Below are 26,794 nucleotides of genomic sequence, written 5' to 3'. Positions count from 1 at the left end.
CATCCTCCGGATGGTCCCCCTCCCCTTGCAGGGGAGGAATAAGAGGTTATGCGGTGGCCTCCGTTAGGAGACGAACTGTTCCATCGTGATGCGGTCGTCGAGCGCATGTTCGGGATCGAACATCAGCGTCAGCTCGCGGGAACGGTCCATGCAGATATCGACCTGCGCCACGTCGCGGACCTCGCGCTGGTCTGCCACGGCCGAGACCGGGCGCTTGCCCGGGTCGAGGACCTTGATCGAGATGCGGGCCTTGTCGGGCAGAATCGCGCCACGCCAGCGCCGGGGGCGGAACGGGCTGATCGGAGTCAGCGCGATCAGCGCCGAGCCGAGCGGCAGGATGGGGCCCTGCGCCGAGAAATTATAGGCGGTCGATCCAGCCGGCGTGGCGGCCAGGATACCGTCGCAGGCCAGTTCGGGCAGGACGATGCGTTCGTTGACCATGACCTCCAGCTTGGCGGTCTGGCGGGTTTCGCGAAGGAGCGAAACTTCGTTGATCGCGGGCAAGGTATGGACGCGGCCGTCGATGCCGGTGGCGGTCATCTTCAGCGGGGTGACGCGGAACGGCTTGGCGCGGGCCAGCCGATCCTCCAGCCCATAGCCGCGCCATTCGTTCATCAGGAAGCCGACCGTGCCCAGGTTCATGCCGAACACCGGCACGGCCCCGCGCCGCCGCTCCAGCATGCGGTGCAGCGTCTGCAGCATGAAGCCGTCACCGCCCAACGCGATGACATAATCCGCCTCGTCGAAATCGACCCAGTCGGCGCTTTGCAACAGGTCGGCGGCCGCGGTCTGGGCGGGCGCGGTGGGCGAGGCGACAAGCGCCCGCCGGACGGGAAGGGTCATCCGCCGGTCACGCTCATATGGCGCGACACGGCCGGGGCCGATCCCGCCTCGATACGGAAGTCATGCCGGGCGGGCTTGGCCGCCAGTCCCAGATCGATCGCCGTATCCAGCGCTTCGATCCCCCCGTTCCGCAGCGCGGCCTTCAAATCCACCTGATCCTCATGACCCAGGCACATATACAGCTTGCCCTCGGTCGTCAGCCTCACGCGGTTGCAGCCATCGCAAAAATTCGCGGTGAGGGGGGAGATCAGGCCGAGCCGCGTCTCGCTGCCCTCCACCTGCCAGTAACGGGCGGGGCCGCCCGTGCGATGCCCGGCGCGGACCAGCGGGAATTCCGCCGCCAGCCGGTCGAACACGGCGGTCAGCGGCAGGAAGCGGTCGACCCGGTCCTCATCGATCGCACCCAGTGGCATCGTCTCGATAAGGGACAGGTCCAATCGCTCCGAAACGCACCACGATAGCATCGAAGCAATCTCGTCTTCGTTCATCCCCTTGAGCGCGACCATGTTGATCTTGATCGCCAGGCCGGCGTCGCGCGCGGAGAGGATGCCATGGATCACCTGACCGACATCGCCGTGCCGGGTGATATAGCGAAAGCGTTCGGGATCGCGGCTGTCCAGGCTGACATTGATACGCTTCACGCCCGCATCGACCAGCGCGCCCGCATGGTCGGCCAGCCGGGTGCCGTTGGTGGTCATGGTCAGCTCGTCCAGGCCATGACCGACATGGCCGCCCAGCCGCTTGACCAGATCGACGACATCGCGGCGGACCAGCGGTTCGCCCCCCGACAGGCGGATACGCGTCACGCCGCGGGCGATGAACCGCTCGGCGATGATCGCGATCTCGTCCAGACTGAGCAGCTTGGCACGCGGCAGGAAGGTCATCTGCTCGGCCATGCAATAGCGGCAGCGCAGATCGCAGCGGTCGGTGACGGAGATGCGCAGGTAGCGGATCGTGCGGCCATGGCGGTCGACCAGCGACCCGTCGGCCGGGCGCCGATCCGTCACAGCGACGGCATCCGCATTATCGGACGAATTATTGGCACGTCCCATCGTCATGACGGTAGCCCCAAGGCGGGACGCGAACAAGATCGATTGCCGTTGGTGATCCCAGTGGCGGTGGATAGGGTGCGCCCATGACGCAGGATGAATTCGGTTTTAACGCCCACCGCAGGGGAACGGCGATCTTCGCGCTTTCGTTCCGCCATCCTGCGTTGCTGGACGAAGCGATCATCCGTGGCGGCTGGGCGATCTGGTCGATGGCGCCGCGCGACGGCGAGCATCCGCCCGGCGACATGCTGGTCAGCGCCTTCCTAGCCAGCGAGGCTCGCGTCGCGCTGATCGATGCGCGGGGCGAGGGCGATGCCGGGCTTCGTGCCGCGCAGGCACTGGGTGCGGTGATCGCAGCGACGGGGGCGGCCATGCTGGTCTCGGTGCCCGATTCGGACCCCGATACGCTCGATGCGTTCCTTGCGGCGGGGGCCACGCATATCCTGGCGCCCGATGCGGGCGAACCCATGGTCCATGCCGCCTTGCGGCTCGCCGAGCGTCATGCCCGCCGGACGCTCGACGTGCGTCGACGCCGCACCCATGCGGACGGCGAGGTCGGCGAAATCCATCGCTGGGTCGCCGATACTCTGGATCGGGGCGAGCCTTGCGTTGCGATCGTCGTGTCGCTGTCGCGGCTGGACCTGATCAACGCCGCACACGGCCGACCGGCGGGCAATATGCTGTTGCGCGGGGTCGAGGCGCGAATGCAGGCGGTCGCGGCCGAGGCGTTCGGCGACCGGGCGATCGTCGCGCGGTCGGGCGGTGCGGAATTCGTCATGGCGGGCGTCGCCGATGGCCGACAGGCGCGGACCATTGCCGAAACGCTGGAGACGCTGCTCGCCCAGCCCGTACAGGCGGGCGCGGTGCCGATCCGTCTGGGCGTCCGGCTCGGTCTGTCCGAGGCGCGCGCCCATGAAGATCCCGCCAGCCTGCTCGCCCGTGCGGGGGAGGCGCTCGCCGAAGCGCAGGCAAGCGACGGCGCGATGTTGCGCTTCGCCCATCCGGGCGATGTGGCGCCACTGGACGTGCTGGCGGCCGATCTCCACCACGCCATCGAGCGCGGCGAGATCGACATCGTCTTTCAGCCGCAGGTCGCCATCCGCACCGGGCGGATCACGGGGGTCGAGGCGCTGGCCCGCTGGCGGCATCCGACCCTGGGGCCGCTGGGCGCCGACCCGCTCTTCGCCGCGGCCGAGCGCGCCGATCTGGGCCTGGCGTTGTCGGACCATATCCAGCAGGTCGCCCTGCAACGCGCGGCGCGCTGGCCCGCGCGGCTGTCGCATCTGCGCCTGTCGATCAACGTGACCGCCGCCGATATCGGGCGGGCCGGTTTCGCCCGCATCTTTCTCGATCGCGTGGCGGCCAGCGGATTTCCGATCGAGCGGCTGACCGTCGAGATCACCGAGACGGGCCTGATCCGCGAACTGGACCGTGCCGCCCAGGTGCTCGACACGCTGCGGGCGGAAGGCGTGCGGGTGGCGATCGACGATTTCGGCACCGGCTATTCCAGCCTGGCCTATCTCACCAGCCTGCCCATCGACTATCTCAAGATCGACCGTGCACTGGTGACCGAGGTCGATGGAACGCGGCGCGACCGGGTGGTCGTGCGCGGGATCATCCGCATCGCGGCGCAACTCGGCATGGGGATCATTGCCGAGGGGGTGGAGACCGAAGGGCAGGCGCAGTTGCTCGGACGACTGGGCTGCGACACCTATCAGGGTTTCCTGTGCGCCGCGCCGCTGGACGAAAAGGCGTTGCAGGCGATGGTCGAGGGAGAAATGGAATGCGCGGCCTGACGATCGCGGCGGCCTTTGCGCTGTCGCCCATGGCGGTTCATGCCGCCGCCCCAGTCGCCGATCCGGCCGAAGCCGCAATCCGGTCCGTGATGCTGGAGAGCGCGCAAGGATGGAATGGCGGCGATCTCGACCGCTTCATGGCTATCTATGCGCCCGATGCGGTGTTTGTCGGCAGCAAGGGGCTGATTCAGGGAAAGCCTGCCATTGCCGACAGTTATCGCAAGAGCTTCGCTGGTGGTGCGAATAGCCGCGGGCAGCTCCGCTTCGACTTTCTTCATCTGAAGCGGATCGGCGACCGCCGTATCCTCTTCGCCCGCTGGAACCTGTCGGGCGGAGCGAAGGCCGAGAGCGGGATGACCACCCTGGTCTTCGAACGCCGCGCCGATGGCTGGAAAATCGTCTCCGATCATAGCAGCTGATCCTCAATCCTCCCCATCAGAGATGGGGAGGATTGGAGTTCATCCCGCCGCCTTCGCCAATCCCTTCGACAATTGCAGCGCGCCGTGCAGCCGCGCCTTGGCGTCAGGCCAGGCGCGGTTAAGCACCAGCTTGCCGTCCGGGCGTAGCTTGGCCAGTTCGCCCAGCCGCTCGACATAGGCGAACAGCCCGTCGACATTGGGCGGGCGGTTGTCGTGGAACGCGACCAGCACACCGCGCGGGCCGACATCCATCTTGGCGATGCACGCCGTCTTGGCGTTCAGCTTGATCTTGATGACCTGGATGAGGTTGTCGGTCGCCTCGGGCAAAGGCCCGAAACGGTCGATCATCTCGGCGGCGAATTCCTCGACTTCCCGGTTCTTTTCCAGATCGTTCAGGCGACGATAGAGGCCCATCCGCAGGTCGAGATCGGGGACGTAATCGTCCGGGATCAGGATCGGCGCGTCGACGGTGATCTGGGGCGAGAAGTCGCGCTTCTTCTCGAACGCGCCGCCCGCCTTGGCCTCCAGGATCGCCTCTTCCAGCATCGACTGATAGAGTTCGTAGCCCACCTCCTTGATATGCCCCGACTGTTCGTCGCCGAGCAGATTGCCCGCGCCGCGAATATCCAGGTCATGGCTGGCCAGCTGGAAGCCCGCGCCCAGCGAGTCGAGGTCGGACAGCACCTTCAGTCGCTTCTCCGCCGCCTCGGTCATCATGCGCTCCGGCGGCGTGACCATATAGGCATAGGCGCGCGTCTTCGACCGGCCGACGCGGCCGCGCAACTGATAGAGCTGGGCCAGGCCAAAGCGGTCGGCGCGGTTGACGATCATCGTGTTGGCGGACGGAATGTCGATGCCGCTCTCGATGATGGTGGTCGAGACCAGCACCTCGAACTTGCGGTCGTAGAAGGCGGACATGCGCTCCTCGACCTCGGTCGCCGACATCTGGCCGTGGGCGACGACATAGCGGACCTCCGGCACCTCCTTGCGCAGATATTCCTCGATATCCGGCAGGTCGGCGACGCGCGGGGTGACGAGGAAGCTCTGTCCGCCGCGATAATGTTCGCGCAGCAAGGCCTCGCGCAGCACGACCGGGTCCCAGGGCATGACATAGGTGCGCACCGCCAGGCGATCGACCGGCGGCGTCTGGATGACCGACAGCTCGCGCAGGCCCGACATCGCCATTTGCAGCGTGCGCGGGATCGGCGTCGCCGTCAGCGTCAGCATGTGGACGTCGGCCTTCAGCGTCTTCAGCCGTTCCTTGTGAGTGACGCCGAACCGCTGTTCCTCATCGACGATGACGAGGCCCAGCCGCTTGAACTCGACATTCTTGGCGAGCAGCGCATGGGTGCCGACGACGATGTCGATATCGCCGCTCGCCGCGCCGTCCTTGGTCCGCTTGGCCTCGGTTGCGGTGACGAGGCGGGAGAGGCGGCCGATCTTGATCGGGAAGCCCTCGAAACGGGCGACGAAATTGTTGTAATGCTGGCGGGCGAGTAGCGTGGTGGGGCAGACGACCGCTACCTGCATTCCCGCCATCGCCGCGACAAAGGCGGCGCGCAGCGCCACCTCGGTCTTGCCGAAGCCGACATCGCCGACGATCAGCCGGTCCATCGGCTTGCCCGCCGTCAGGTCGCCCAGCACGTCGTCGATCGCCCGGTCCTGATCGTCCGTTTCCTCGTAAGGAAAGCGGTCGACAAAGGCCGGATAGCCCGCGCTGTCGGGCTCGGCCACCTCGCCGGGGCGCAGCGCGCGCTCGGCGGCCACCGCGATCAGCTCGCCCGCGATCTCGCGGATGCGCTCCTTCATCCGGGCCTTGCGCCGCTGCCACGCCTCGCCGCCCAGCCGGTCGAGCGTCGCGCCGTCCTCGCCCGAGCCGTAGCGGGTCAGGACTTCAAGATTCTCGACCGGCACATACAGCTTGTCGCCGCCCGCATAGGAGAGCGCGACGCAGTCATGCGGGCTCTTGCCGACCGGGATCGAGGTCAGCCCCTCATAACGGCCGATACCGTGGTCGGAGTGCACCACCAGATCGCCGGGCGAAAGCGTCGCCAGTTCGGCCAGGAAGGCGTCCGCCGACTTGCGCCGCTTTTGCCGCCGGATCAGCCGGTCGCCCAGCATGTCCTGTTCGGTGAGCACCGCGATGCCCGGTGCGGTGAAACCATGGTCGAGCGGCAGGACGACCAGAGCGACGCCGAAGCTCTTGGAGGTATCGGCGATGCCCAGCGCTTCTTGCCAGGTTTCGGCCGCCTTGGCGCCCTTCAGCCCGTGATCCTTCAGCAGGCTGCCGAGCCGTTCGCGCGCACCGACCGAATAGCTGGCGAGGACGGGCTTGCGGCCTTCCTTGCGCAGTGCTTCGACATGATCGACCACCGCCTCATAGATATTAGCGTGCGCCGCGCGTTCGGGCGCGAAATCGCGCGCGCCGTCGACCTCGAAATCCAGGACGGTTGCGCTTTGCGGCTCATGAAAGGGCGAGACGAGATGCGCGGTCGCGGTCTCCAACCCTTCGCTCCATTCCTTGTCCGTCAGGTACAGCGCCTTGGCGGGTAGCGGGCGGAAGCTGCCCGGCTGCGCGGCCTCGGCGCGTTTGCGGTTCTCGTAATAGTCCGCCACCGCCTCGAACCGCGCGGTCGCCGCTGCGGTCACGCCGCTGTCGCGCACTACCACCGCAGCCTCGCCGAGATGGTCGAACAGCGTCGACAGCTTCTCCTCGAACAGCGGCAGCCAATGCTCCATGCCCGCCATACGCCGCCCTTCGGACACCGCCTGATACAGCGGGTCGCCGGTCGCGGTCGCGCCGAAGGTTTCGCGATAGCGGGTGCGGAAGCGCTTGATTGATTCCTCGTCGAGCAGCGCCTCGGAGGCGGGAAGCAGGGTGAAGCCCTCGACCCGGCCCGTCGTCCGCTGGTCGGCGGGGTCGAAGGTGCGAACGCTCTCGATCTCGTCGCCGAAGAAATCGAGACGCAACGCCTGTTCCTCGCCGCTGGGGAACAGATCGACCAAGCCGCCGCGCACCGCGAACTCGCCCTGGTCGTGCACCGTCTCGGTACGGACATAGCCGTTCGCCTGGAGCAGCGCGGACAGCTTCTCCAGCCCGATCCGCTCGCCCGGCGCGAGGCGGGCGACCAGCTGGCGGATGCGGAAGGGCGTCAGCACGCGCTGGGTCGCGGCGTTGGCCGTGGTCAGGACCAGCTGCGGCGTCTTGGGCTTGGCCTGGAGCCGGTGGAGCCCCGCGATCCGCTCCGCCATGACGCGCAAGGTGGGCGAGGCGCGATCATAGGGCAGGCAGTCCCAGGCGGGGATCTGAAGGATTTCCAGCTCGGGCGCGAAATAGGTCGCGGTCGAGGCCAGTTCGCGCATCTGCGCTTCGTCGGCACAGATGAACACCGCACGCGTGGTCGCGGCTCGTGCCAGATCGGCGAGCAGCACCGGCAGGAACCCCGCCGGAACGCCCGACAGGGTCAGCGGGCTCTTGGCGGTCAGGATCGTCTTGATATCGGGCATGGGGTTCCGAAGCTGGGGTCGTCGGGCAGGTGAACGGCTGAACTTGAATAAGTTACCGGGCGATCGGCACGAAATTCAGCGCGCGCATCCGCTGCATCACCGGGCCGTCCCATTGCGGCGGACAGGGCTGCGTCCCGATCGCCCAGGCCATGATATCGACATCCTGCTCTTCCAGCAGCGCCTCGAACCAGTCGAGTTCCTCAAGGCTCAACGTCTCGTGATGCGCGTCGAAAAAGCCGCCGATCATCAGGTCGGCTTCCTTGGTGCCGCGATGCCATGCGCGGAAGCGGAGGCGCTTGATACGGGTTTCGTGGTCCATGGGGTTCCGATCCAACGAGATTAACGCCCGCATGCTCTGGCGGCGTGCGGGGGCTTGAGGCTATACGCACCCATCTAGTCATGCGTCCCGATATCCTCAATCCGCTGTTCGCCGAGGTCACGTCGCTGAAAGGCGTCGGTCCCGGTCTTGCCAAGCCTTTGGAGCGCCTGCGCATCGCGCGCGTGGTCGATGTCGCCTTTCATCTGCCGACCGGCCATATCGACCGTTTCCCACGCGACGAGCTGATGGTGTCGGATGCGGGGAGGGTCATCGCCATTCCGCTGACCGTGAAGGAGCATCGCGCTTCGTCCTCCCCGCGCGGGCCGACGCGCGTGCGGGCGGAGGATGCGGCGGGCAACAGCGTCGCGCTGGTCTATTTCGGCGGTAATTCGGGTTGGGTGAAGAAGCTGCTGCCGATCGGCGAGACGAAGGTCGTATCGGGTCGCCTCGACCTCTATGGCCAGGATTTGCAGATCGTCCATCCCGATCTGGGCGACAGCGCCGAAGGCTTCCGCGAGCGTGAGGCCATCTATCCCCTGTCGGAAGGGATCACCTCGCGGCGGCTGGGGGCGCTGGCGGCGCAGGCGGTGGAACGGTCGCCCGAACTGCCCGAATGGATCGAGTCGGGGCTGAAGGCGCAGCGCGGCTGGCCCGACTGGAAGGACGCGCTGGCCCGTATCCATGCCGATCCGGCGGACGCGAAGGCGCGCGAGCGGCTGGGCTATGACGAAGTGTTCGCCAACCAGCTGGCGATGACGCTGGTCCGTGCCGATACCCGCAAGCGGCGGGGGCGGGCGTTGAACGGCGACGGGCGCTTGAGGGACATGCTCAAGCTGCCCTACACGCTGACCGGCGCGCAGAGCCGGACGGTGCGGGAGATCGAGGGCGATCTGGCGCAGGACGCGCCGATGCTGCGGCTGCTCCAGGGCGATGTCGGCGCGGGCAAGACGTTGGTCGCGGCGATGGCGATGCTGATCGCGGTGGAGGCGGGGGCCCAGGCAGCGATGCTGGCGCCGACCGAAATCCTGGCGCGCCAGCATTATGAGACGCTGCGCAAGACGCTCGCCGGGCTGCCGCTCGAGATCGCCGTGCTGACCGGCCGTGACAAGGGCAAGGCGCGGGAGGCCACGCTGATGGCGCTGGCGGCGGGCGAAATCGACATATTGGTCGGCACCCATGCGATCTTTCAGGAGACCGTGACCTATCGCGATCTGGCGTTGGTCGTGGTGGACGAACAGCATCGCTTCGGCGTGGCGCAGCGGATGATGCTGTCCGCCAAGGGCAAGGCCCCGCCGCACCTGCTGGCGATGACCGCGACGCCGATCCCGCGCACCCTGACGCTCGCCAATTACGGCGAGATGGACGTCAGCCGGTTGGACGAGATGCCGCCGGGCCGCCAGCCGATCGAGACGCGCGTGGTGTCGGAGGACCGGCTGGACGAAGTGGTCAACGCGCTCGGTCGGCATCTGTCGGACGGGGGGCAGGCTTACTGGGTCTGTCCGCTGGTCGAGGAGAGCGAAAAGTCCGACCTCGCCGCCGCCGAAATGCGCGCCGAGACCCTGCGCGCGCGGTTCGGCGAACGGGTCGGCCTGGTTCACGGCAAGATGAAGCCTGCCGAGAAGGACGCGGTGATGGAGGCGTTCGCGGGCGGACGGCTGGGCGTGCTGGTCGCGACGACGGTGATCGAGGTGGGGGTGGACGTGCCCAATGCCACGCTGATCGTGATCGAACATGCCGACCGCTTCGGCCTGGCGCAGTTGCACCAGTTGCGTGGGCGCGTCGGGCGGGGCGGGGGGCTGTCGCGCTGCCTGTTGCTGCGGGGCTCGCATTTGTCGGAAACGTCGCGGGCGCGGCTTGCCCTGATGCGCGAGACGAATGACGGGTTCCGTATCGCCGAAGAGGATCTGCGGTTGCGCGGGGCCGGCGAACTGCTCGGCACGCGGCAATCGGGGGAGATGGCGTTCCGGCTCGCCACGCCCGAAAACATGGCCGACCTGATGCAGTGCGCGCAGGACGATGCGCGGCTGCTGATCGATCGTGACGGCGGGCTGGAAGCACCGCGCGGGCAGGCGGCGCGGACGGCCCTCTATCTGTTCGAGCGGGATGCAGGCGTCGCGCTCTTGCGTTCGGGCTGAACGAAGCGGCGTTCGTGGCGTTAGGCGCGGATGGCTGCTGTCTTTCCGCTCATCCTCGTCCTGATCGCCGGTCTCGGTCTGGCGATCCAGCCGCCGACCAATGCCGCGCTTGCCAAGGCGTCGGGATCGGTGGTCTTGGCGGCGCTGACCTCGTTCCTGATCGGGACGATCGTCCTGGCGGTCGCCTGGGCGGCGATGGACCGGACGAGTCCGACGGCGCTCAAGGGCGCGCCGGGCTGGGCGTGGTTGGGCGGCTTTTACGGCGCCGGGTTCGTGGCCGTGCTGGCCTATGCCGCGCCGCGATTGGGGATTTCCGTGGCGCTGACGGCGGCGATCGCGAGCCAATTGGTGGCGGCGCTGATCGTCGACCATTTCGGCCTGTTCGGGGTGCGGGTCGAGCCGGTGACGATCGGGAAGGTCGTGGGGGTGGCGCTGGTGATTGCGGGCGCGGTGGTGGTGAAGCGGGGCTGAGGCGCAGCTCGTACCCCGGCGGAGGTCGGGGTCCAGTTGCTTTGCGGTTTATCGGGCGAAGAAAGCGCCTCCCACGCACCGCTATCCCGCTTCGTCGACTTGGCAGAAACTGGGTCCCGGCCTTCGCCGGGGAACAGCCCTTATGAAGAGGAAGTAGCCCTCAACCCCGTTCAGCCTGAGCCCTTCGGCTGGCTGGCAAGCCAGCCGCTCAGGATAAACTTCGGCGCATAGCGCCGAAGTCGAAGGCCACGGGAATTACCCCGCCGTCAGTAATCCGTGATTCTTCTTGCCCGACGAAACCTTCACCGGCTCGCCCTGAACGGCGATGACGGCATTCTCGTCCGCCACCTTCTCGCCATCCACCCGCGCGCCGCCGCCCGCGATCAGCCGCCGTGCCTCGCCCTTGGACTTGGCAAAGCCCAGTCCGATCAGCGCGTCGACGATGGAAACCGACCCGCCCTCGACCGCAAAGCTTGGCAACGCCGCACCCGCCGCACCTTCCTCGAAGGTCCGACGCGCCGTTTCGGCCGCTTCGTCCGCCGCCGCGCGGCCACGGCACATGGCGGTGGCTTCGTTGGCGAGGACCTTCTTGGCCTCGTTGATCTCCGCGCCTTCCAGTGCCTCCAGCCGCGCGATTTCGTCCAGCGGCAGGTCGGTGAACAGGCGCAGGAAGCGGCCGACGTCACGGTCGTCGGTGTTGCGCCAGAATTGCCAGTAATCGAAATGCGGCAGCTGGTCCTCGTGCAGCCAAACGGCACCCGCCATCGTCTTGCCCATCTTGCCGCCGTCCGCCGTGGTGATCAGCGGGGTGGTCACGCCGAACACCTCCGTCCCGTCCATGCGGCGGGCCAGTTCGATGCCGTTGACGATATTGCCCCACTGGTCCGACCCGCCCATCTGCAACCGGCAGCCATGACGCTGGGCCAGCTCGCGGAAGTCATAGGCCTGGAGGATCATGTAGTTGAATTCGAGGAAGCTGAGCGACTGCTCGCGGTCGAGGCGCAGCTTCACCGAGTCGAAGGACAGCATCCGATTGACCGAGAAATGCTGACCCACTTCGCGCAGGAAGGGGATATATTCCAGCTTGTCGAGCCAGTCGGCATTGTCGACCAGCACCGCGTCGTTCGGGCCGTCACCGAAGGTCAGGAAGCGTTCGAAGATGCGCTTGATCGAGGCGACATTGGCCTTGATCCCGTCCTCGCCGAGCAGCTTGCGCGCCTCGTCCTTGAAGCTGGGGTCGCCGATCTTGCCGGTGCCGCCGCCCATCAGGACGATCGGCTTGTGGCCGGTCTGCTGCATCCGGCGAAGGAGCATGATCTGCACCAGGCTGCCAACATGCAGCGACGGCGCGGTCGGGTCGAAGCCGATATAACCCGGCACCACGCCGCCTGCGGCCAGACGGTCCAGTGCGGCGCCGTCGGTCATCTGGTGGACGTAACCCCGTTCATCCAGGGTGCGAAGCAGATCGGAAGTGTATGCCATGATGACTGGCCGTTACACCGCCGATCCGCGTTCGTCACCCCAAAGGCATCAGGGGGTCAGCGACAGACGGTACGTCCGTTACGCTCGACATAGTTGCAGGGGCGATAACCCGAGCCGCGGCCGGTATAGTTGGTATAGTCGCCCTGCGAGCGTGGATCGACATAGCCGGGGGTGCGGCGCGCCCGGTCATATTCGCGTGCCACGCGAGCTTCGCGGCGAGCACGCCAGTCGTTGCTACGCCAGCCCCGATCGTCACGCCAGCCGCGCCGTTCGCCCCGCCAATCGCGGCGATCCTCGCGCCAGTCGCGGCGATCGCGCCGGTCCCGATCATAACGGGGCCCATCGTCACCGCGCCAGGATTGCGCCTCGGCACTCGCCACCGGCAGGACCGTCGTCGCAGCGACGCCCGTTACGGACAGGCCGATCGCCGCCAGAACATGGAACATCTTCTTCATACGCCAACTCCCAGGGGCAACGGCCCCTTGTTCGTTTTCAACCTATGACAGGTCGTGGCGTTCCGAATCCTGAACCACCCGTTAGGCAGCGTTCATAAAGCAGGCATGGGTCATGGCCGGGGCAGCTGGCTGAGCGGATCGACGGGGGTGCGACCCCGGCGCAGCTCGAAATGCAGCTCGGGGCGGTCGGCAAAGCCGGTCTGGCCGGACAGCGCCAGCGTCTGGCCGCGCTTCACGCTCTGGCCGCGCTGGACCATCAATTTGGAGGCATGGCCATAGACGCTGGTCCAGCCATCGCCATGCTTGACGATCACCAGCCCGCCCAGCGCCGCGATCCCGTCACCCACATAGGCGACCACCCCGTCCGCCGCCGCCTTGATCGGCGTGCCCACCGGCGCCGCGATCTTGATGCCGTCGTTGCGCTCGCCGCTGGAGCCCGCGCCGAACCGCTTCACGACGCGGCCGTCGACCGGCCAGGCAAAGCCCGAGCGCAGCCGCGCGGGGGCCGCGACCACGGCGGTCGGCGGCAGGACGCGGCGCGGCGTCGCGCTGGGCTTGGCCGGCTCCTGGTTGCTGGCGAGCGCGGGCTCGCCGCCGGTCAGGATGTCGTCCACGTCGAGCTTGAAGGCGGCGGCGCGCTCGGCGGCGCTGCTGAGCGGGGTGGCGCCAGGAGCCGTGCCGGGGATCAGGATCCGCTGTCCGGCGCGCAGGACATAGGGTTCGCTGAGCGCATTGGCATCGACGATCCGCGACCATGAAACGCCATAAGCCCGCGCGATGGCGATGCCGCTCTCGCCCGAGCGGACCAGGTGATAGCGGCCGCCGAAAATGGTCAGGCGCTGGCCCGCGCGGATCATGAAGGGCGGGGTCAGCCCGTTGGCACGCGCGATGACTTCCGAACCGGCCCCTGCGCGATCCGCCACGGCGCGCAGCGTGTCGCCGGGCTTCACGACATAGACGCTCTCCGCAATTTCGCGCGCGTCGGGCGCGACGGGGCGCACTTCCCAGGAGGGGCGCGGGGCGGGCGGTGAAGATACGGGCGCGGTTGGTGTCGAAACGGGAACCGACCGCTGGACGACAGGTGCTGCAACCGGCGGGCGCCGGGCAGGGCGCGCAGTGGTGACGGGCACCGAGCGACGGATGGCCGGGCGCGCGGAACCAGGTCGGGAGACAGGGGTGACGGGGGCAGGCCGCGTCACCGGGCTGGCCTGTGGCGGCGCGGTGACGACTGGAGCAGGAGGTGCGACCGGCTCGGCGGCGCGCATGGGAGGCTCCATATTGGGAATGCAGCCCGATACGAGCAGCCCCAGCCCCAAGATCCGCCCGATGGCAACCGATGTCCGATCCAACCCCACGTCCCCCAGAAAGCCGTTTCGTGATCCGCTTAGCGATAGGCTTCGTTAAGCATAACGAATGAGGGTTCATGCGTCAGGTCGAGTTGCAAAGGCGTTACCGCGATGTGATCGGCGGCAATGGCGTCGAGATCGCTGTCCGCGCCCGGCCGATGCGGCAGGCGGCCCAGCGCCAGCCAGTAATAGTCATAGCCGCGCGGATCGGCCCGCTTCTCGAACCGTGCCCGGCCATAGTCGCGCAGGCCCTGGCGCGCGATACGGATGCCCTTCACCGCGTCCGGCGCGACCGGCGGAAAGTTGACGTTGATCAGCGTTCGCGCCGCGAAGTCCAGGTCGAGCAGCGGGCGCAGCACCCGCTCCCCCCAGGCTTCGGCCGTGGCGAAGGAGACCTGGTCGCCGACCCCCTGTGTCGGATAACGCTGGCTGAGCGCGATCGAGCGGATGCCCGCCATCGCCCCTTCCATTGCGGCCGATACCGTGCCGGAATAAAAGACGTCCTCGCCCAGATTGGCGCCGCGATTGACGCCTGACAGGATCAGGTCGGGCTTCGCGTCCTTCATCACCTCGCCCAGTGCCATCAGCACCGAGTCGGTCGGCGTGCCCGTCACCGCAAAGCGCCGCTCACCAAATTGCCGCAGCCGCATCGGCCGGGTCAGGGTCAGCGAACGGCTGGTCCCCGACTGGTCTTCGGCGGGCGCCACGATCCAGACATCGTCCGACAGCGTCGCCGCGATCCGCTCCAGGGAGGCAAGCCCCGGCGCGTGATAGCCATCGTCGTTGGTGAGCAGGATGCGCATCAGCGCGGCTCCAGCACCGCTTGCCCGCCCAGATAGGGGCGCAGGACATCGGGCACGACGACCGAGCCGTCGGCCTGCTGGTAATTCTCGATGACGGCGACCAGCGTACGGCCGACCGCCAGCCCCGAGCCGTTGAGCGTATGGACGAAGCGGGTGCCCTTGCCTTCGGTGGGGCGATAGCGTGCCATCATCCGCCGCGCCTGGAAATCGGTGCAGGTCGAACAGGACGAAATCTCGCGATAGCGCGCCTGTCCGGGAAGCCAGACCTCCAGGTCATAGGTGCGCGCCGCCGAGAAGCCCATGTCGCCGGTGCACAACAGCATCCGGCGATAGGGAAGGCTAAGGGCCTCCAGCACGCCCTCGGCACAGGCGGTCATCCGCTCATGCTCGGCATCCGACTGGTCGGGGGTGGTGATCGACACCATCTCAACCTTGTCGAACTGGTGCTGGCGGATCAGGCCGCGCGTGTCGCGCCCGGCCGCGCCCGCTTCCGAACGGAAACAGGGGGTCAGCGCGGTGAAGCGCAGCGGCAGCTCCGCCTCGCTCAGGATCGCCTCGCGCACGATGTTGGTCAGCGAGACTTCCGCCGTCGGGATCAGCCAGCGGCCATCCGTAGTTCGAAATAGGTCCTCGGCGAATTTGGGCAACTGGCCGGTGCCGAAGGCGGCTTCGTCGCGAACCAGCAGCGGCGGCTGGACCAGCTCGAAGCCGTTTTCCTCGGTCATCCGGTCGAGCATGAACTGGCCGAGTGCGCGCGACAGTCGCGCCATGGGGCCGCGCAGCAGCGTGAAGCGCGCGCCCGACAGCGCCACGCCGGTCTCGAAATCCATGCCCAGCGCCGGCGCGATCGCGTCATGCTCGCGCGCCTCGAAGGCGAAGGTCGCGGGGCTCCCCTTCTGATGGACGAGCGCATTGTCATTCTCGTCCGCTCCTTCCGGCACATCGGCGGCGGGCAGGTTGGGAATGGCGGCGAGCGCGGTGTTCAGCTCGGCCTCGACGCTGCGCTCCTGCTCCTCCAGCTCCGGGAGCTTGGCCTTCAGCGCGGCGACCTCGTCCATCAAGGCTTGGGCGCGTGCCTCGTCCTTGGCCGCCTTGGCCTGGCCGATCTGCTTGGACAGGTCGTTGCGGCGGGTCTGCGCACCTTGCGCCTCGGCGATGACGGCGCGGCGGCGCTCGTCGATTGCGATCAGCGTATCGGCCTGGGGCTCCGCACCCCGCTTGGCGAGGGCGGCGTCGAAGGCGGCGGGGTCGTCCCGGATCAGGCGAATGTCGTGCATGGGGCGGAGGCTATGGCGTTCGCTCCGCCGTCACGCAACCCGTGGCGAAGCGTCCGCGTTATCCCCGGGCTCATAGAAGGAGAAACGCGATGCAGGTGCCGCATAACAGCTTCGTGCTGGTCGTCGATGGCCGCAAGAGCCTGTTCTTTCGAAACGAGGGGGATGCCGACTATCCCAATCTGATCGTCGAACACGCGGTCGAACATCCCAATCCGGCGGATCGCGACCAGAAAACGGACAGTGCCGGGGCGGCGTCCTCCACCCAAAGCGGCGCGGGTGCGCCGCCGATCGCGCAGGGCGGATCGAACCAGGCGGGTGGCGGCGGCCAGGGTGCGCAGTTCGCCGCATCGCGCGGCACGATGGGCGAGACCGACTTCCATCAGCAGGAAGAGGATCGCTTCGCGGCCGAGACCGCCGAGATGCTCAAGCGCCGCGCACTCGCCAACGAGTTCGAGTCGCTGATCGTCGTGGCCCCGCCCAAGACGCTGGGCGAGTTGCGCAAACATTATCACAAGGCGGTCGAGGACCGGCTGGTCGGCGAACTGGCCAAGGATCTGACCGGGCATCCAGTGCCCGAGATCGAGGCCGCGCTGCAAAAGGCGTAACCGCCACCGGGCGGCGGCGGGTCAGGCCGTTTTCGGCTTGGCCAGTCGCCGCCGGATGACCAGCGCCGCCGCCGCACTGCCGAACAACAGAACCATCGGCGGGGCGGGCACTGGCGTCGGGGGCGGCGTGTCACCGCCCGAGGATGAGGCACTGCTGGCCGAAGAAGCGCTCGACGCCGACGACGCGCTCGAGGCCGAGCTGGCCGACGAGCCGTTGGACGACCAGCCGCTGCTGCTCGACGCATAGCCGCTCGACGAAGCCGAGGAGGCGGACGATGCCGATGACGCCGAAGAGGTGCTGGACGCACTCGACGAGTTGACATTGCCCGAGGACGAACTCGTCGACGAAACATTGCCCGACGAAGTGGAGGAGCCACCAGTCGAAGAGGTGGACGAGACGTTGCCCGAGGAGGTCGACGAACCGCCGGTCGAGGATGTCGACGATACGTTACCCGAAGAGGTAGAGGAGCCGCCGGTCGAGGAGGTGCTCGACACATTGCCCGACGATGATGTGCTGGACACGTTGCCGCTGGACGAGGTGCTGCTGACGCCGCCGGTGGAGGTGGACGATCCGCCCGAACCCCCGGAGGCCGACGAGGTGGACGAACCACCCGATCCGCCGGACCCGCCCGATGCCGACGAGGTCGATCCGCCGCTGCTGGTCGACGAGATCACGATGCTTCCGCTCGATCCGCCACCGCCGCCGAAGCCGCCGCCGAACCCGAAACCGCCGCCAAGGCCACCGCCCCAGCCGCCGCCGAAACCGCCACCCCAGCCGCCGATGACCGCAGGGACATAGCCGCCGCCTGGCGCGACCGACGGTGCGGTGGCGGGCAGGGGGACGGGAACCGGCGGTTCCTGCGTCATGACGGTCACGATCGTCGGAGAGGGCGTCGTGGTGGTCGTGGTCGTGCGTGTGACGGCATGTCGCCGCGCGGGCAGCCGACGATGATGCACGATGCGCTTCTTGACCTTGGTCTGCTTGACCAGCGCCGGGCGCTCGGGACGATCGACCATGTGGACGGCCCCGCCGCCGATCACGGCGCCGCCAGCGACACAGGCCGTCAGTTTTGCCAAGGCCATTCGCACAGACATCGTCACATCCTCAAACGGTTCAGGCCCGCAAACGACACGGGACCGGACCAAGGCTTCAAACCGGGTGATGGTTCCGGCATCGCCACCCGATCGCCCCAAAGGCAAGTTTTTCCAGCGTTTCTGTCATCACAGTGACCAACAATGGCTTCAGGTCAAACCCATTATTGGCCGTCCGCGTCTAGCTTTGGGATTCGCGAACCGCCGCCGACCATATTTTAGGGACATGGACGGCCCGGCGACAGTCAGGATTCGATGATCGGGTCTGTAAACTGACCATAATGGCACCAATTCGTCTATGCCCGGTTAACATCGCAACTTTATTATAGAAATTGGCAAGACGATGAAACGCCGGTCGCTTGCGGCAGACGGTGGCACCGATTATAGGCCCTCTCGACCATCAGGGGGCGGCCCCGAGGACACGGTGCCGAACGTCGCACCGACGGGCCCTTTGGGAGAGTGGTATGGCGACGGTGTTTAATCGCGTGACGGAATCCACCGGCCCGGATGCGGCCAACGATATCGACGAGAATTATCGTCCCTCGGCGGACGAGCCTTTCATGAACCTGAAGCAGCAGGCCTATTTCCGCCGCAAGCTGATCGCCTGGAAGGAAGCGATCCAGCGCGAGGCGCAGGGTACGCTGTCCCAGCTTCAGATCGACTCGCTTCGCGAACCCGATCTGACCGATCGCGCGTCGAGCGAAACCGACTGGTCGATCGAGCTTCGCACCCGCGACCGTCAGCGCAAGCTGATCTCCAAGATCGACGCCGCGCTGCGTCGGATCGAGGAGGGCGAATATGGCTATTGCGAAGTCACCGGCGAACCGATCAGCCTCGGTCGGCTAGAGGCGCGGCCGATCGCGACCATGACGGTCGAGGCGCAGGAGCGTCACGAGCGGAACGAGAAGGTTTCGCGCGACGATTGATGCACCGGCCCGGTGCTCCGGTCCATGCGGATCGGGGCGCCGGTACGGGGGTCGCCTTGCGAAATGCGGGCGCGAACGTCAAAGACCTGTCCTGTTCGTCAACAGATGTCTGGAACCGCTTTCATTAACGGGTTGGCAACGTTTCATTAAGGGGTTGGCAACGTGATGATGCGTATCGCATGGTCGCGCGAGTGGTAACGGGGAAGCGGGGACGATCATCATGGACATGACGAACCGTGCGCCCGCAAATGGGTCTGAAATGGCGGAAGACGAACTGGAACGCAGCGACCGGGCCGGACGGCGCGACAGCCTGTTGCTGATGGCGCAGATGACGCTGGGTGACGAAACCTCGCCCCGTGACGTGCGGGTCCGCAATATTTCCGAAGGCGGCCTGATGGCCGAACTGCCCATTTCGGTCGAAATCGGCACGGCCGTGTCGCTCAACTTGCGGGGTGTCGGCGCGGTGTCGGGGCGGATCGCCTGGTGCACCCAGGGGCGGGTGGGCGTTGCCTTCGACCGCCAGATCGATCCGACGCTGGTTCGCAAACCGGTCGGCGGTGGTGCATCGACGCCGGAATATGCCAAGCCTGCGACGGGCTTGAAGACCAAGCCGTTCCACCACTGATTCGGAAATACTATCGGGGATGGGTATCGGGCGGCGTATGCCCCCGACATGGGCCGCGGCGGGTCGGCTGACCCGCGCGGCCGCGTCCAGGCTATAGGCCTTGGATCTCTTCTTTCAGTCTTAGCTTCTGCTTCTTGAGATCCGCCAAAATCAGCGCGTCTGGCACGGGACGCTGCGATTCGGCGCTGATTCGCCGGTCGAGCGTGGCGTGCTTGGTCTCCAGGGCCGTTTGATGCGCCGTATGCATGGGCTTCAACCTCCTGTCATTGCTTGGGGGACTGAGTAGAACACCAAAATCATCGTCTGTCCTCATCCATTTTCGTCAGAATCGACCGGATGAGGTATTTGGCACGATGACGTGTTGCGGCCTCTCGCCGCGCGCCTTCGGGCTTGCTAGAGGGGCGGGACCGGTGTCGGGCTTCCTTCCGTACCGGTCGCAAAGGGGGAGCAGGATGGACGTCACGCTGGCACGCGCGCGGATCGACATGTTGCGAACCGAGCATCGCGACCTGGACGACGCGATCGCGGCGCTGCTGCAATCCACGACCCCCGACCAGTTGCAGATCGCGCGGCTGAAGAAGCGCAAATTGCGGCTGCGCGACGAACTCGCCGAGTTGGAAGACCGGCTGATCCCCGATATCATCGCCTGACGATCCCGGCGGCCGGACCGCTTCGTATCGGGACAGCCCGCGCCGAACCTCGTCTTGTTCCGGGCGCGAATGTCGTGCGAGCCAGAGGCCATGGCTTCCACCGCGTCCCAATCCCCCTTCCATGCCAAGCTGATCGACGGCCTGTATGTCGAGGCCATGGCCCTGGCCGAGGCGGCGCGTGGCTATTTCGACGGGATCGGCCGTGACCAGCGCGATGGGCTGGATCCGGTGGTGCGGGTCGCCTTTTCCTGCGAGTCGCTGAAGGTGACGACGCGGCTGATGCACGTCATCGCATGGGTGCTGACCCAGCGCGCGGTCGAAGCCGGTGAAATGGACTGGGCGGAGGCGCGGCAGCCGGTTCGGCGCCTGGGGGCTTCGCCGGATACCGACGAAGCGCAGCTTGCCGCCTTGCCTGAACCGGCGCGGCGGCTGACCCAGGCGAGCCTGGACCTGCACCGCCGGGTCGAGCGTCTCGATGCCATGGCCGGGGAAGACGCCCAGGTCGCCAGCCCCGTGCAGGCTTTGCATGCGAGGTTGGGTAGGGCGTTCTAGTCGGGCGCCATTCCTTCCCCACAGGGGGTAGGGGACCTTGCGCAGCATGGTAGGGGGTGTCACCGCTGGCGAGGACAACCCGCCTTCGCCAGGAGTGCCCCCCTCCGTCTGGGCTATGCCCCGACTCCTCCCCTTGCGGGGGAGGAATAAGAGGCAAGCGACAATCTCTGCCGCGCCGCCTCATATTGACGGCGAAGCTCCGCGACCCGCTCGGCCGCCGGTACGATACGGTCGACCGCGCCGATGCCTTGTCCCGCGCCCCAGATGTCGCGCCAGGCCTTGGCCGCTTGGCCGCCGCCGAAGTTCATCGTCGACACATCGCCTTCGGGCAGATTGTCCGGGTCGAGGCCCGCCGCGACGATCGAGGCGCGCAGGTAATTGCCATGCACACCGGTAAACAGGCTGGAATAGACGATGTCGCTCGCGCGCCCTTCGACCACCGCCTGCTTATAGGCCTCCGCCGCATTGGCCTCGGCCGTGGCGATGAAGGGCGAGCCGATATAGGCGAAGTCCGCTCCCATGGCCTGCGCCGCCAGGATCGCGTCGCCGGTCGCGATCGATCCTGCCAGCGCCAGCGGGCCTTCGAACCAGCTGCGGATTTCCTGCACCAGCGCAAAGGGCGACAGCCGCCCCGCATGGCCGCCCGCTCCCGCCGCCACCGCGATCAGCCCGTCCGCGCCTTTTTCCACCGCCTTGCGCGCGAAGCGGTCGTCGATCACGTCATGCAGCGTGATCCCGCCCCAATTGTGGACGCCCGCATTCACATCCTCCCGTGCGCCCAGCGAGGTGATGACGATCGGCACCTTCCACTTGGCGCAGACCGTCAGGTCGGCCTCCAGCCGGTCGTTGGAGCGATGCACGATCTGGTTGACCGCGAAGGGTGCGGCGGGCCGATCGGGATTCGCCCGGTCATGCGCCGCCAGTTCCTCGGTGATCCGGTGCAGCCATTCGTCGAGCAGGCTGGCGGGTCGCGCATTCAGCGCCGGAAACGAGCCGACGATCCCCGCCTTGCACTGGGCGATGACCAGATCCGGGTTGGAGATGATGAACAGCGGCGACCCGATCACAGGCAGCGCCAGACGGTTCAGGGGCGGGCGACTCAGGGCAGGGGGCAGGCTCATGGCTTTACGATAACGTAAGCGTAAGGCCTGTCCAGACGGGCAAGGCCTGTGCAATATTATTACATGACCGTCATTTGCTTTGGGGCGGACAGGGCTTAGAGATTTGCGCATTCCCATTGAAAGGCCCTGCTTGCGATGAAGTCCGCCCTATCGGTCCTGTTGGCCCTGACCGTTTCCACCCCGGCGCTGGCGGCGGGCCAGCTGCCCCAGACCGTCGCGCCGGTCCTGTACGACATCACCGTCCGTCCCGATGCAAAGGCGCTGACCTTCAGCGGCGAGGAGACCGTCGATGTCGATGTGAAACAGGCCACCGCCACCATCGTGCTGAACGCCGCCGAGCTGACCGTGACGCGCGCGACCTTCGACGGGAAGCCGATGCCCTTCGTGGCTGACAAGGCCGCCCAGACTCTGACCCTCACCCTGCCGCAGGCGGCGAGCGTCGGGCGGCACAAGGTCGGCTTTGCGTGGACGGGGACGATCAACCGTTCGGCCAATGGCCTGTTCGCGATCGACTATACCAATGCCGATGGCTCGGCCGACCGGATGCTGGCGACCCAGTTCGAGGCGCCCGACGCGCGCCGCTTCGCGCCGATGTGGGACGAACCCGCCTTCAAGGCGAAGTTCCGCCTGACCGCCACCGCGCCCAAGGGGCAGCGCGCGATCAGCAACATGCCCGCCGAGACCGTGACGACGCAAGCCGACGGCAGCCAGCTCTATCGCTTCGGCGAGACGCCGGTGATGTCCAGCTATCTGCTGTTCTTCGGCTCGGGCAATCTGGACCGCAAGACGGTGGACGCGAACGGCGTCCAGATCGGTGTGGTCAGCCGCAAGGGCGTGGTCGACCAGGGCGACTATTCGCTGGGCGCGGCGACCAAGCTGTTGAGCTATTATAATGATTATTTCGGCACGCCCTATCCGTTGCCCAAGATGGACATGATTGCGGGTCCGGGCTCCAGCCAGTTCTTCGGCGCGATGGAGAATTGGGGCGCGATCTTCTATTTCGAGAACGAGCTGCTCTTCAATCCGCAGGTCATGAGCGAGAGCAATCGCCAGCGTATCCACACCGTCGTCGCGCATGAAATGGCGCATCAGTGGTTCGGCGACCTCGTCACCATGCGCTGGTGGGACGATCTGTGGCTGAACGAAGGGTTCGCCTCGTGGATGGAGGGCAAGGCCAGCAATGACCTGAACCCGGCTTGGGAAGCGGCGGCGGCCAGCGTGGCGGGCGAACGTGAGTCGGCGATGGGCATCGACGCGACCAGCGCCACCCACCCGATCATCCGCAAGGTCGAGACGGTCGACCAGATCGGCGAGTCCTTCGACAGCATCACCTATCTGAAAGGACAGGCGGTGATCGGGATGCTCGAATCGACGCTGGGCGCCGATACGTTCCGCAAGGGCATCCGCGCCTATATGGCCAAGTACAAGTACCAGAACACGGTGACCGACCAGCTCTGGGAGGAACTGTCCAAGGCATCGGGTACCAATGTCGCGACCATCGCGCATGACTTCACGTTGCAGGGCGGCGTTCCGCTGATCACGCTGCAGGGCACACGCTGCGAGGGCGGCAAGACCGTCGCGACGCTGACCCAGGGTCGGTTCGGTCTGGATGAGGCGTCGAAGGCGGCGCAGACCTGGCATGTGCCGATCCGCGTGGCGACCATCGGCGGGGCCGAGACGACGGCCATCGTCACCGGCGCGGCACCCGCCCCGGTGACGGTCGGCGGTTGCGGCACACTGGTGCTGAACCAGGGCAAGGGCTCCTATACGCGTGTCATGTATGACGATGCGGGCCATGCCGCGATCGTGCGCGATTATGCGAAGCTGGCATTGAACGATCGTCTCGGGACGCTGGGCGACGATTATGCGCTGGCGGCGGGCGGTTATCAGGATCTGAGCCGCTGGTTCGACCTGATGGCGCAGGTAAAGCCCGAGGCCGATCCGCTGGAATGGCAGGCGGTTGCCGGCGAGCTGGCGCGGCTGAACGGCCTTTATGAAGGCACGCCGCTCGAAACGCCGCTGCGTGCGCGGACGGCGGCGATCCTGTCGCCGGTGCTGGCGCGGATCGGGTTCGAGCCCAAGCCGGATGACGGTGCGCTCGTTTCCAACCTGCGCGAGACGTTGATCGGGCAGCTGGGCACCAGCGGCGATGCGATGGTCGCGGCGCGTGCACGGGGCTATGTCACCGCGCTCGCCAGGAACCCCAACGCTATTCCGGGCGCCATCCGCCAGCCGATCCTGGCGACCTATGCCACCCGCGCGACGGCGGACGAATGGGACCGGCTGTACGAACTGGCCAAGGCCGAACGCAATCCAGTGGTCAAGAACCGCTATGTCTCGCTGCTGGGCTATGCCGAGGACGATGCCGCGGCACGCCGTGCGCTGAGCGTATTGAAGGACAACACCTTCACCCCGCCGCAGCGTGCCGCGCTGCTCCGCTCGATCGCGGGGGCGCATCCCGACATGGCGTTCGACTGGGCGGTGCAGAACAAGCCGCTGGTCGACAGCTTCCTGGAGGAGAGCAACCGGGCGACCTTTATCGTCGGGCTCGGCGCGGGCTCGAACGATCCCGCCATGCCCGGCAAGATCGAGGCCTGGGCCAATGCCAACCTGCCCGAAGGTTCGCGCGGTGGGGCCAAGCGGTCGATCTCGCAGATCGCGGTGCGCAAGGCGGTCGCGGATCGCCTGAAGCCCGCCGTCCAGACCTGGCTGGCGCGCTGATATGGGGGCTGGCGGGGGTGGTTCCCCGCCAGCCCAGCCTGATCGAAATCGAAGGCCAACGAAGAACCTAACCCCTCCTGTTCCCCGGCGAAGGCCGGGGCCCAGTTTCGGTAACGTTGAGAGGGAATGAAGGCGGCGAGTGGGAGGCCAAGGCGATCCGTGCCCATTTGCCTCCCACGCAAATTCATCGCGCCATCGCGCCGAAGTGGAAACTGGACCCCGGCCTTCGCCGGGGAACAGTCTGGATCAGGGCCATAAGCATGGCCTTCGAGCACATTTGGGCTGGACGGCGCGTACGATAATCACCCCACACACCTTCAACCTCTTGCTTCCCATACCGAAACACGAAACGATGACGGCCCCGTCACCTATTCGTGAGCCCTTCGTGATCCGCAACAGCCTCGCCCTCCTCCTTGCCGCCACTGCCATGACCGCGCCGCTCGCCGCGCAGGAAGAGGGGGAGAAGAAGGCTCCGCATCACGAAGCCGCCAAGGCCGAGGCGGAGGCCGCCTGGGCGCGTGCGCCGCTGGAGGAAACCGAGGTCCGCCACCGCGACAGCGTGACGATCAATGGCCGCGCTTATCCCTATGTCGCCTCGGCGGGCACGCTGACCGTGCGGGATATCGAGGGCAAGCCGACCGCCTCGATGTTCTACACCGCCTATACGCTCGACGGCACCAAGCCCGGCACCAAGCGGCCGGTGACGTTCCTGTACAATGGCGGGCCGGGATCACCGTCCCTCTGGCTGCGCATGGGCTCGTTCGCGCCGATCCGCATCCGCACGACCAGCCCGGAGTTCGTGCGGCCCGCGCCCTATGATGTCGGACCGAACCCGGATTCGCTGCTCGACAAAACCGACCTGGTGTTCCTGGACGCGATCGGCACCGGCTATTCGCGGCCGCTGGGCGATATGAAGCCCGCGCAATTCTACGGCGTCGACGAGGATGTCGACGTCTTTGCGGGCGCGATCCAGCGTTATGTCACCAAATATGGCCGCTGGATGAGCCCGAAATTCCTGCTCGGCGAAAGCTATGGCACGCTGCGCTCGGGCGCGCTGGCCTATCAGTTGCAGGAAAAGGGCATGGCGCTGAACGGCGTCGTGCTGCTCAGCTCGATCATGAATTACGGCTATCGCCAGCCGGGGCTGGATCAGGTCTATTTGAATTACCTGCCCAGCTATGCCGCGACCGCCTGGTATCACAATCGCCTGGCCGATCGCCCTGCCGATGTCGCGACCGTGGTGGCGCAGGCGCGTGCCTTTGCGGTCGGCCCGTATATGTCGGCGCTGGCCAAGGGACAGAGCATCTCGCCGCAGGAGCGCGACCAGATCGCCGAACAGATGAGCCGCCTGATCGGCATCTCGCCCGACTATATCAAGCGCGCGAACCTGCGCATCGACCTGCCGCGTTTCCAGAAGGAATTGCTGCGCGGGTCGGCGCGCACGGTCGGTCGGTTCGACTCGCGTTATCTCGGCATCGACACCGATGCGGCGGGCGAGCGGCCGGAGACGGACGCCTCTTCGGACGCGATCTCAGGAGCTTATATCGCATCCTTCCAGGACTATCTGCAGTCGACGCTCGGCTACAAGACCGATCTGCCCTATCGCCTGTCGGCGCGCGACGCGGCGGGCTGGACCTGGAATTGGAAGCACAAGTCGCCGGACGGGTCGCAGAACAACCCCAACACCGCGATCGACCTGGGCGCCGCGATGCGGGCGAACCCGTATCTGAAGGTGCTGTCGATGAACGGCTATTACGACATGGCGACCCCGTTCTTCGGCACCGAGAACGATCTGGGCCATATGATGCTGGAGCCCGCGCAGCAGGCCAATCTGCGTTTCACCTATTACCCGGCCGGGCACATGACCTATCTCAACCCCGATGCGCTACGGAGCATGAAGGCCGACCTGTCGCGCTGGTATGACGAGGCGGTGAGCGATGCGAAGTCGCCGACGCCACCAGTGCCGCCTTCGGGGCAGGGGGCCTCTAGGCCTAATAATTCGGGCCAGTGATCGACCTGTAGCTTTTAATGGTCATGTGCGGGAGATGTTATGCCGATCATGGAAGCGATTGCTGCCGTCGGGCAGGCTCTTGATGTAGCCAAAGGGCTTCGAGCCGTAGAGAAGGGCTGGGACGCTGCGGCCTATAAGGTCCAGATTGCCGAGCTCATGACTGCGCTAAGCGATGCTCGCCTCGAGTTGGTGGCAGCGCGAGAGGCGGCATTAGAAAAAGATGCTGAGTTTGAACGGTTGAAGGCAACGCTTGCAGGTCAAGCGTTGCTTGTCATGGGGCGCGGCGGCTTCAAGTATAAGGCTGATGATAGCGGCCAGCCTACGGGCCTGCCGGTCTGCCCTACATGCGAATTAAGAGATGGACGCCTGACATTTACCGTCAAAGACAACTCGCCGCGTAAGGTTAGATGCCCCGTTTGTAACGAGCGTTTTGATCGCGTCGCAATCTACGCGATCGAGCCTGTAGACGAGCCAATGACGTTAGAAGACGATCAACATCAACGATCTGCCGAAGGTATGGCTCGCTTAACCGAGCGTTTAAATCGTGGAATTTACTGACTTCGCGAAATCGCTCTTTCGCAATTTTTTG

24 protein-coding genes are annotated in these 26,794 nt (G+C 66.4%); 12 read left to right on the top strand and 12 right to left on the bottom strand.

Annotation, left to right across the window (positions count from 1 at the left end; all coding sequences use genetic code 11):
• Positions 1-63 precede the first annotated feature (63 nt).
• Complete coding sequence (locus tag ACWKSV_RS06380; RefSeq protein WP_058746045.1) at positions 64-843, bottom strand: NAD kinase; 780 nt, start codon at positions 841-843, stop codon at positions 64-66.
• A complete protein-coding gene (gene moaA, locus ACWKSV_RS06375; RefSeq protein WP_443026389.1) occupies positions 840-1,895 on the bottom strand; it encodes a GTP 3',8-cyclase MoaA in 1,056 nt (351 codons plus the stop codon). The genes ACWKSV_RS06380 and moaA overlap by 4 nt, the downstream gene beginning before the upstream one ends.
• Positions 1,896-1,978: 83 nt before the next feature.
• Between moaA and ACWKSV_RS06370 the strand changes: the two genes are divergently transcribed.
• Together ACWKSV_RS06370 and ACWKSV_RS06365 are read left to right on the top strand one after the other, a co-directional pair.
• Entirely contained in the window at positions 1,979-3,688 is a 1,710-nt protein-coding gene (locus ACWKSV_RS06370; RefSeq protein WP_083706666.1) for a putative bifunctional diguanylate cyclase/phosphodiesterase, read from the top strand.
• A complete protein-coding gene (locus ACWKSV_RS06365) occupies positions 3,676-4,107 on the top strand; it encodes a YybH family protein (protein ID WP_076716605.1) in 432 nt (143 codons plus the stop codon). The genes ACWKSV_RS06370 and ACWKSV_RS06365 overlap by 13 nt, the downstream gene beginning before the upstream one ends.
• 39 nt (positions 4,108-4,146) lie before the next feature.
• Here the strand turns inward: ACWKSV_RS06365 and mfd are convergent, their stop codons facing one another.
• Together mfd and ACWKSV_RS06355 are read right to left on the bottom strand one after the other, a co-directional pair.
• A complete protein-coding gene (gene mfd, locus ACWKSV_RS06360; protein ID WP_076716604.1) occupies positions 4,147-7,614 on the bottom strand; it encodes a transcription-repair coupling factor in 3,468 nt (1,155 codons plus the stop codon).
• Between the two features lie 52 nt (positions 7,615-7,666).
• On the bottom strand, positions 7,667-7,933 hold the full coding sequence (locus tag ACWKSV_RS06355) for an FAD assembly factor SdhE (RefSeq protein ID WP_007404480.1): 267 nt from the start codon (positions 7,931-7,933) through the stop codon (positions 7,667-7,669).
• An 80-nt stretch (positions 7,934-8,013) separates the two neighbouring features.
• Here ACWKSV_RS06355 and recG point away from each other — a divergent pair, with 80 nt between their 5' ends.
• Entirely contained in the window at positions 8,014-10,068 is a 2,055-nt protein-coding gene (gene recG, locus ACWKSV_RS06350) for an ATP-dependent DNA helicase RecG (protein WP_076716602.1), read from the top strand.
• A gap of 30 nt (positions 10,069-10,098) precedes the next feature.
• The gene (locus ACWKSV_RS06345) at positions 10,099-10,539 is read left to right on the top strand and encodes a DMT family transporter (protein WP_076716600.1); all 441 of its coding nucleotides are present in this window, start codon (positions 10,099-10,101) and stop codon (positions 10,537-10,539) included.
• 255 nt (positions 10,540-10,794) lie between these two features.
• Here ACWKSV_RS06345 and tyrS read toward each other — a convergent pair whose 3' ends face one another.
• From tyrS to serS, 5 genes are all read right to left on the bottom strand, one after another.
• On the bottom strand, positions 10,795-12,021 hold the full coding sequence (tyrS, locus tag ACWKSV_RS06340) for a tyrosine--tRNA ligase (protein ID WP_076716599.1): 1,227 nt from the start codon (positions 12,019-12,021) through the stop codon (positions 10,795-10,797).
• A 56-nt stretch (positions 12,022-12,077) separates the two neighbouring features.
• On the bottom strand, positions 12,078-12,476 hold the full coding sequence (locus tag ACWKSV_RS06335; RefSeq protein WP_076716597.1) for a hypothetical protein: 399 nt from the start codon (positions 12,474-12,476) through the stop codon (positions 12,078-12,080).
• Positions 12,477-12,586: 110 nt separating this feature from the next.
• A complete protein-coding gene (locus ACWKSV_RS06330) occupies positions 12,587-13,741 on the bottom strand; it encodes a M23 family metallopeptidase (protein WP_076718225.1) in 1,155 nt (384 codons plus the stop codon).
• A gap of 119 nt (positions 13,742-13,860) precedes the next feature.
• On the bottom strand, positions 13,861-14,625 hold the full coding sequence (gene surE / locus ACWKSV_RS06325; protein ID WP_076716596.1) for a 5'/3'-nucleotidase SurE: 765 nt from the start codon (positions 14,623-14,625) through the stop codon (positions 13,861-13,863).
• The gene (gene serS, locus ACWKSV_RS06320; protein ID WP_076716594.1) at positions 14,625-15,902 is read right to left on the bottom strand and encodes a serine--tRNA ligase; all 1,278 of its coding nucleotides are present in this window, start codon (positions 15,900-15,902) and stop codon (positions 14,625-14,627) included. Before serS ends, surE begins: the two co-directional genes overlap by 1 nt.
• A gap of 89 nt (positions 15,903-15,991) precedes the next feature.
• Between serS and ACWKSV_RS06315 the strand changes: the two genes are divergently transcribed.
• Positions 15,992-16,507, top strand: coding sequence for a host attachment family protein (locus ACWKSV_RS06315; RefSeq protein WP_076716593.1), 516 nt, complete (start codon positions 15,992-15,994; stop codon positions 16,505-16,507).
• Between the two features lie 21 nt (positions 16,508-16,528).
• Here ACWKSV_RS06315 and ACWKSV_RS06310 read toward each other — a convergent pair whose 3' ends face one another.
• Entirely contained in the window at positions 16,529-17,590 is a 1,062-nt protein-coding gene (locus ACWKSV_RS06310; RefSeq protein WP_483666913.1) for a hypothetical protein, read from the bottom strand.
• Between the two features lie 473 nt (positions 17,591-18,063).
• Between ACWKSV_RS06310 and dksA the strand changes: the two genes are divergently transcribed.
• Together dksA and ACWKSV_RS06300 are read left to right on the top strand one after the other, a co-directional pair.
• A complete protein-coding gene (gene dksA, locus ACWKSV_RS06305) occupies positions 18,064-18,525 on the top strand; it encodes an RNA polymerase-binding protein DksA (protein WP_058744014.1) in 462 nt (153 codons plus the stop codon).
• A 220-nt stretch (positions 18,526-18,745) separates the two neighbouring features.
• Entirely contained in the window at positions 18,746-19,150 is a 405-nt protein-coding gene (locus ACWKSV_RS06300; RefSeq protein ID WP_237243376.1) for a PilZ domain-containing protein, read from the top strand.
• 91 nt (positions 19,151-19,241) lie between these two features.
• Here ACWKSV_RS06300 and ACWKSV_RS06295 read toward each other — a convergent pair whose 3' ends face one another.
• Complete coding sequence (locus tag ACWKSV_RS06295; protein WP_076716590.1) at positions 19,242-19,397, bottom strand: YdcH family protein; 156 nt, start codon at positions 19,395-19,397, stop codon at positions 19,242-19,244.
• A gap of 205 nt (positions 19,398-19,602) precedes the next feature.
• Between ACWKSV_RS06295 and ACWKSV_RS06290 the strand changes: the two genes are divergently transcribed.
• Entirely contained in the window at positions 19,603-19,800 is a 198-nt protein-coding gene (locus ACWKSV_RS06290) for a YdcH family protein (RefSeq protein ID WP_056437698.1), read from the top strand.
• A 90-nt stretch (positions 19,801-19,890) separates the two neighbouring features.
• Positions 19,891-20,352 carry a DUF1465 family protein gene (locus tag ACWKSV_RS06285; RefSeq protein WP_076716588.1) on the top strand — a complete coding sequence of 154 codons (462 nt, stop codon included), beginning with the start codon at positions 19,891-19,893 and terminating at the stop codon, positions 20,350-20,352.
• 113 nt (positions 20,353-20,465) lie between these two features.
• On the opposite strand, the gene ACWKSV_RS06280 is transcribed toward ACWKSV_RS06285, so the two are convergent.
• Complete coding sequence (locus ACWKSV_RS06280; RefSeq protein WP_172839669.1) at positions 20,466-21,473, bottom strand: NAD(P)H-dependent flavin oxidoreductase; 1,008 nt, start codon at positions 21,471-21,473, stop codon at positions 20,466-20,468.
• 135 nt (positions 21,474-21,608) lie between these two features.
• On the opposite strand from ACWKSV_RS06280, the gene ACWKSV_RS06275 reads away from it, so the two are divergent.
• The 3 genes from ACWKSV_RS06275 to ACWKSV_RS06265 all read left to right on the top strand — a co-directional run bounded on the left by ACWKSV_RS06275 (position 21,609) and on the right by ACWKSV_RS06265 (position 26,763).
• Complete coding sequence (locus ACWKSV_RS06275; protein ID WP_076716586.1) at positions 21,609-24,194, top strand: M1 family metallopeptidase; 2,586 nt, start codon at positions 21,609-21,611, stop codon at positions 24,192-24,194.
• A 427-nt stretch (positions 24,195-24,621) separates the two neighbouring features.
• Positions 24,622-26,205, top strand: a complete 1,584-nt coding sequence (locus tag ACWKSV_RS06270) for a S10 family peptidase (RefSeq protein ID WP_156884378.1) — start codon at positions 24,622-24,624, stop codon at positions 26,203-26,205.
• Between the two features lie 39 nt (positions 26,206-26,244).
• The gene (locus ACWKSV_RS06265; protein WP_076716583.1) at positions 26,245-26,763 is read left to right on the top strand and encodes a hypothetical protein; all 519 of its coding nucleotides are present in this window, start codon (positions 26,245-26,247) and stop codon (positions 26,761-26,763) included.
• Positions 26,764-26,794 lie beyond the last annotated feature (31 nt).

Source organism: Sphingomonas sp. SphC10, from assembly GCF_057004845.1.
This window is presented reverse-complemented; position numbering and strand designations above follow the sequence as displayed.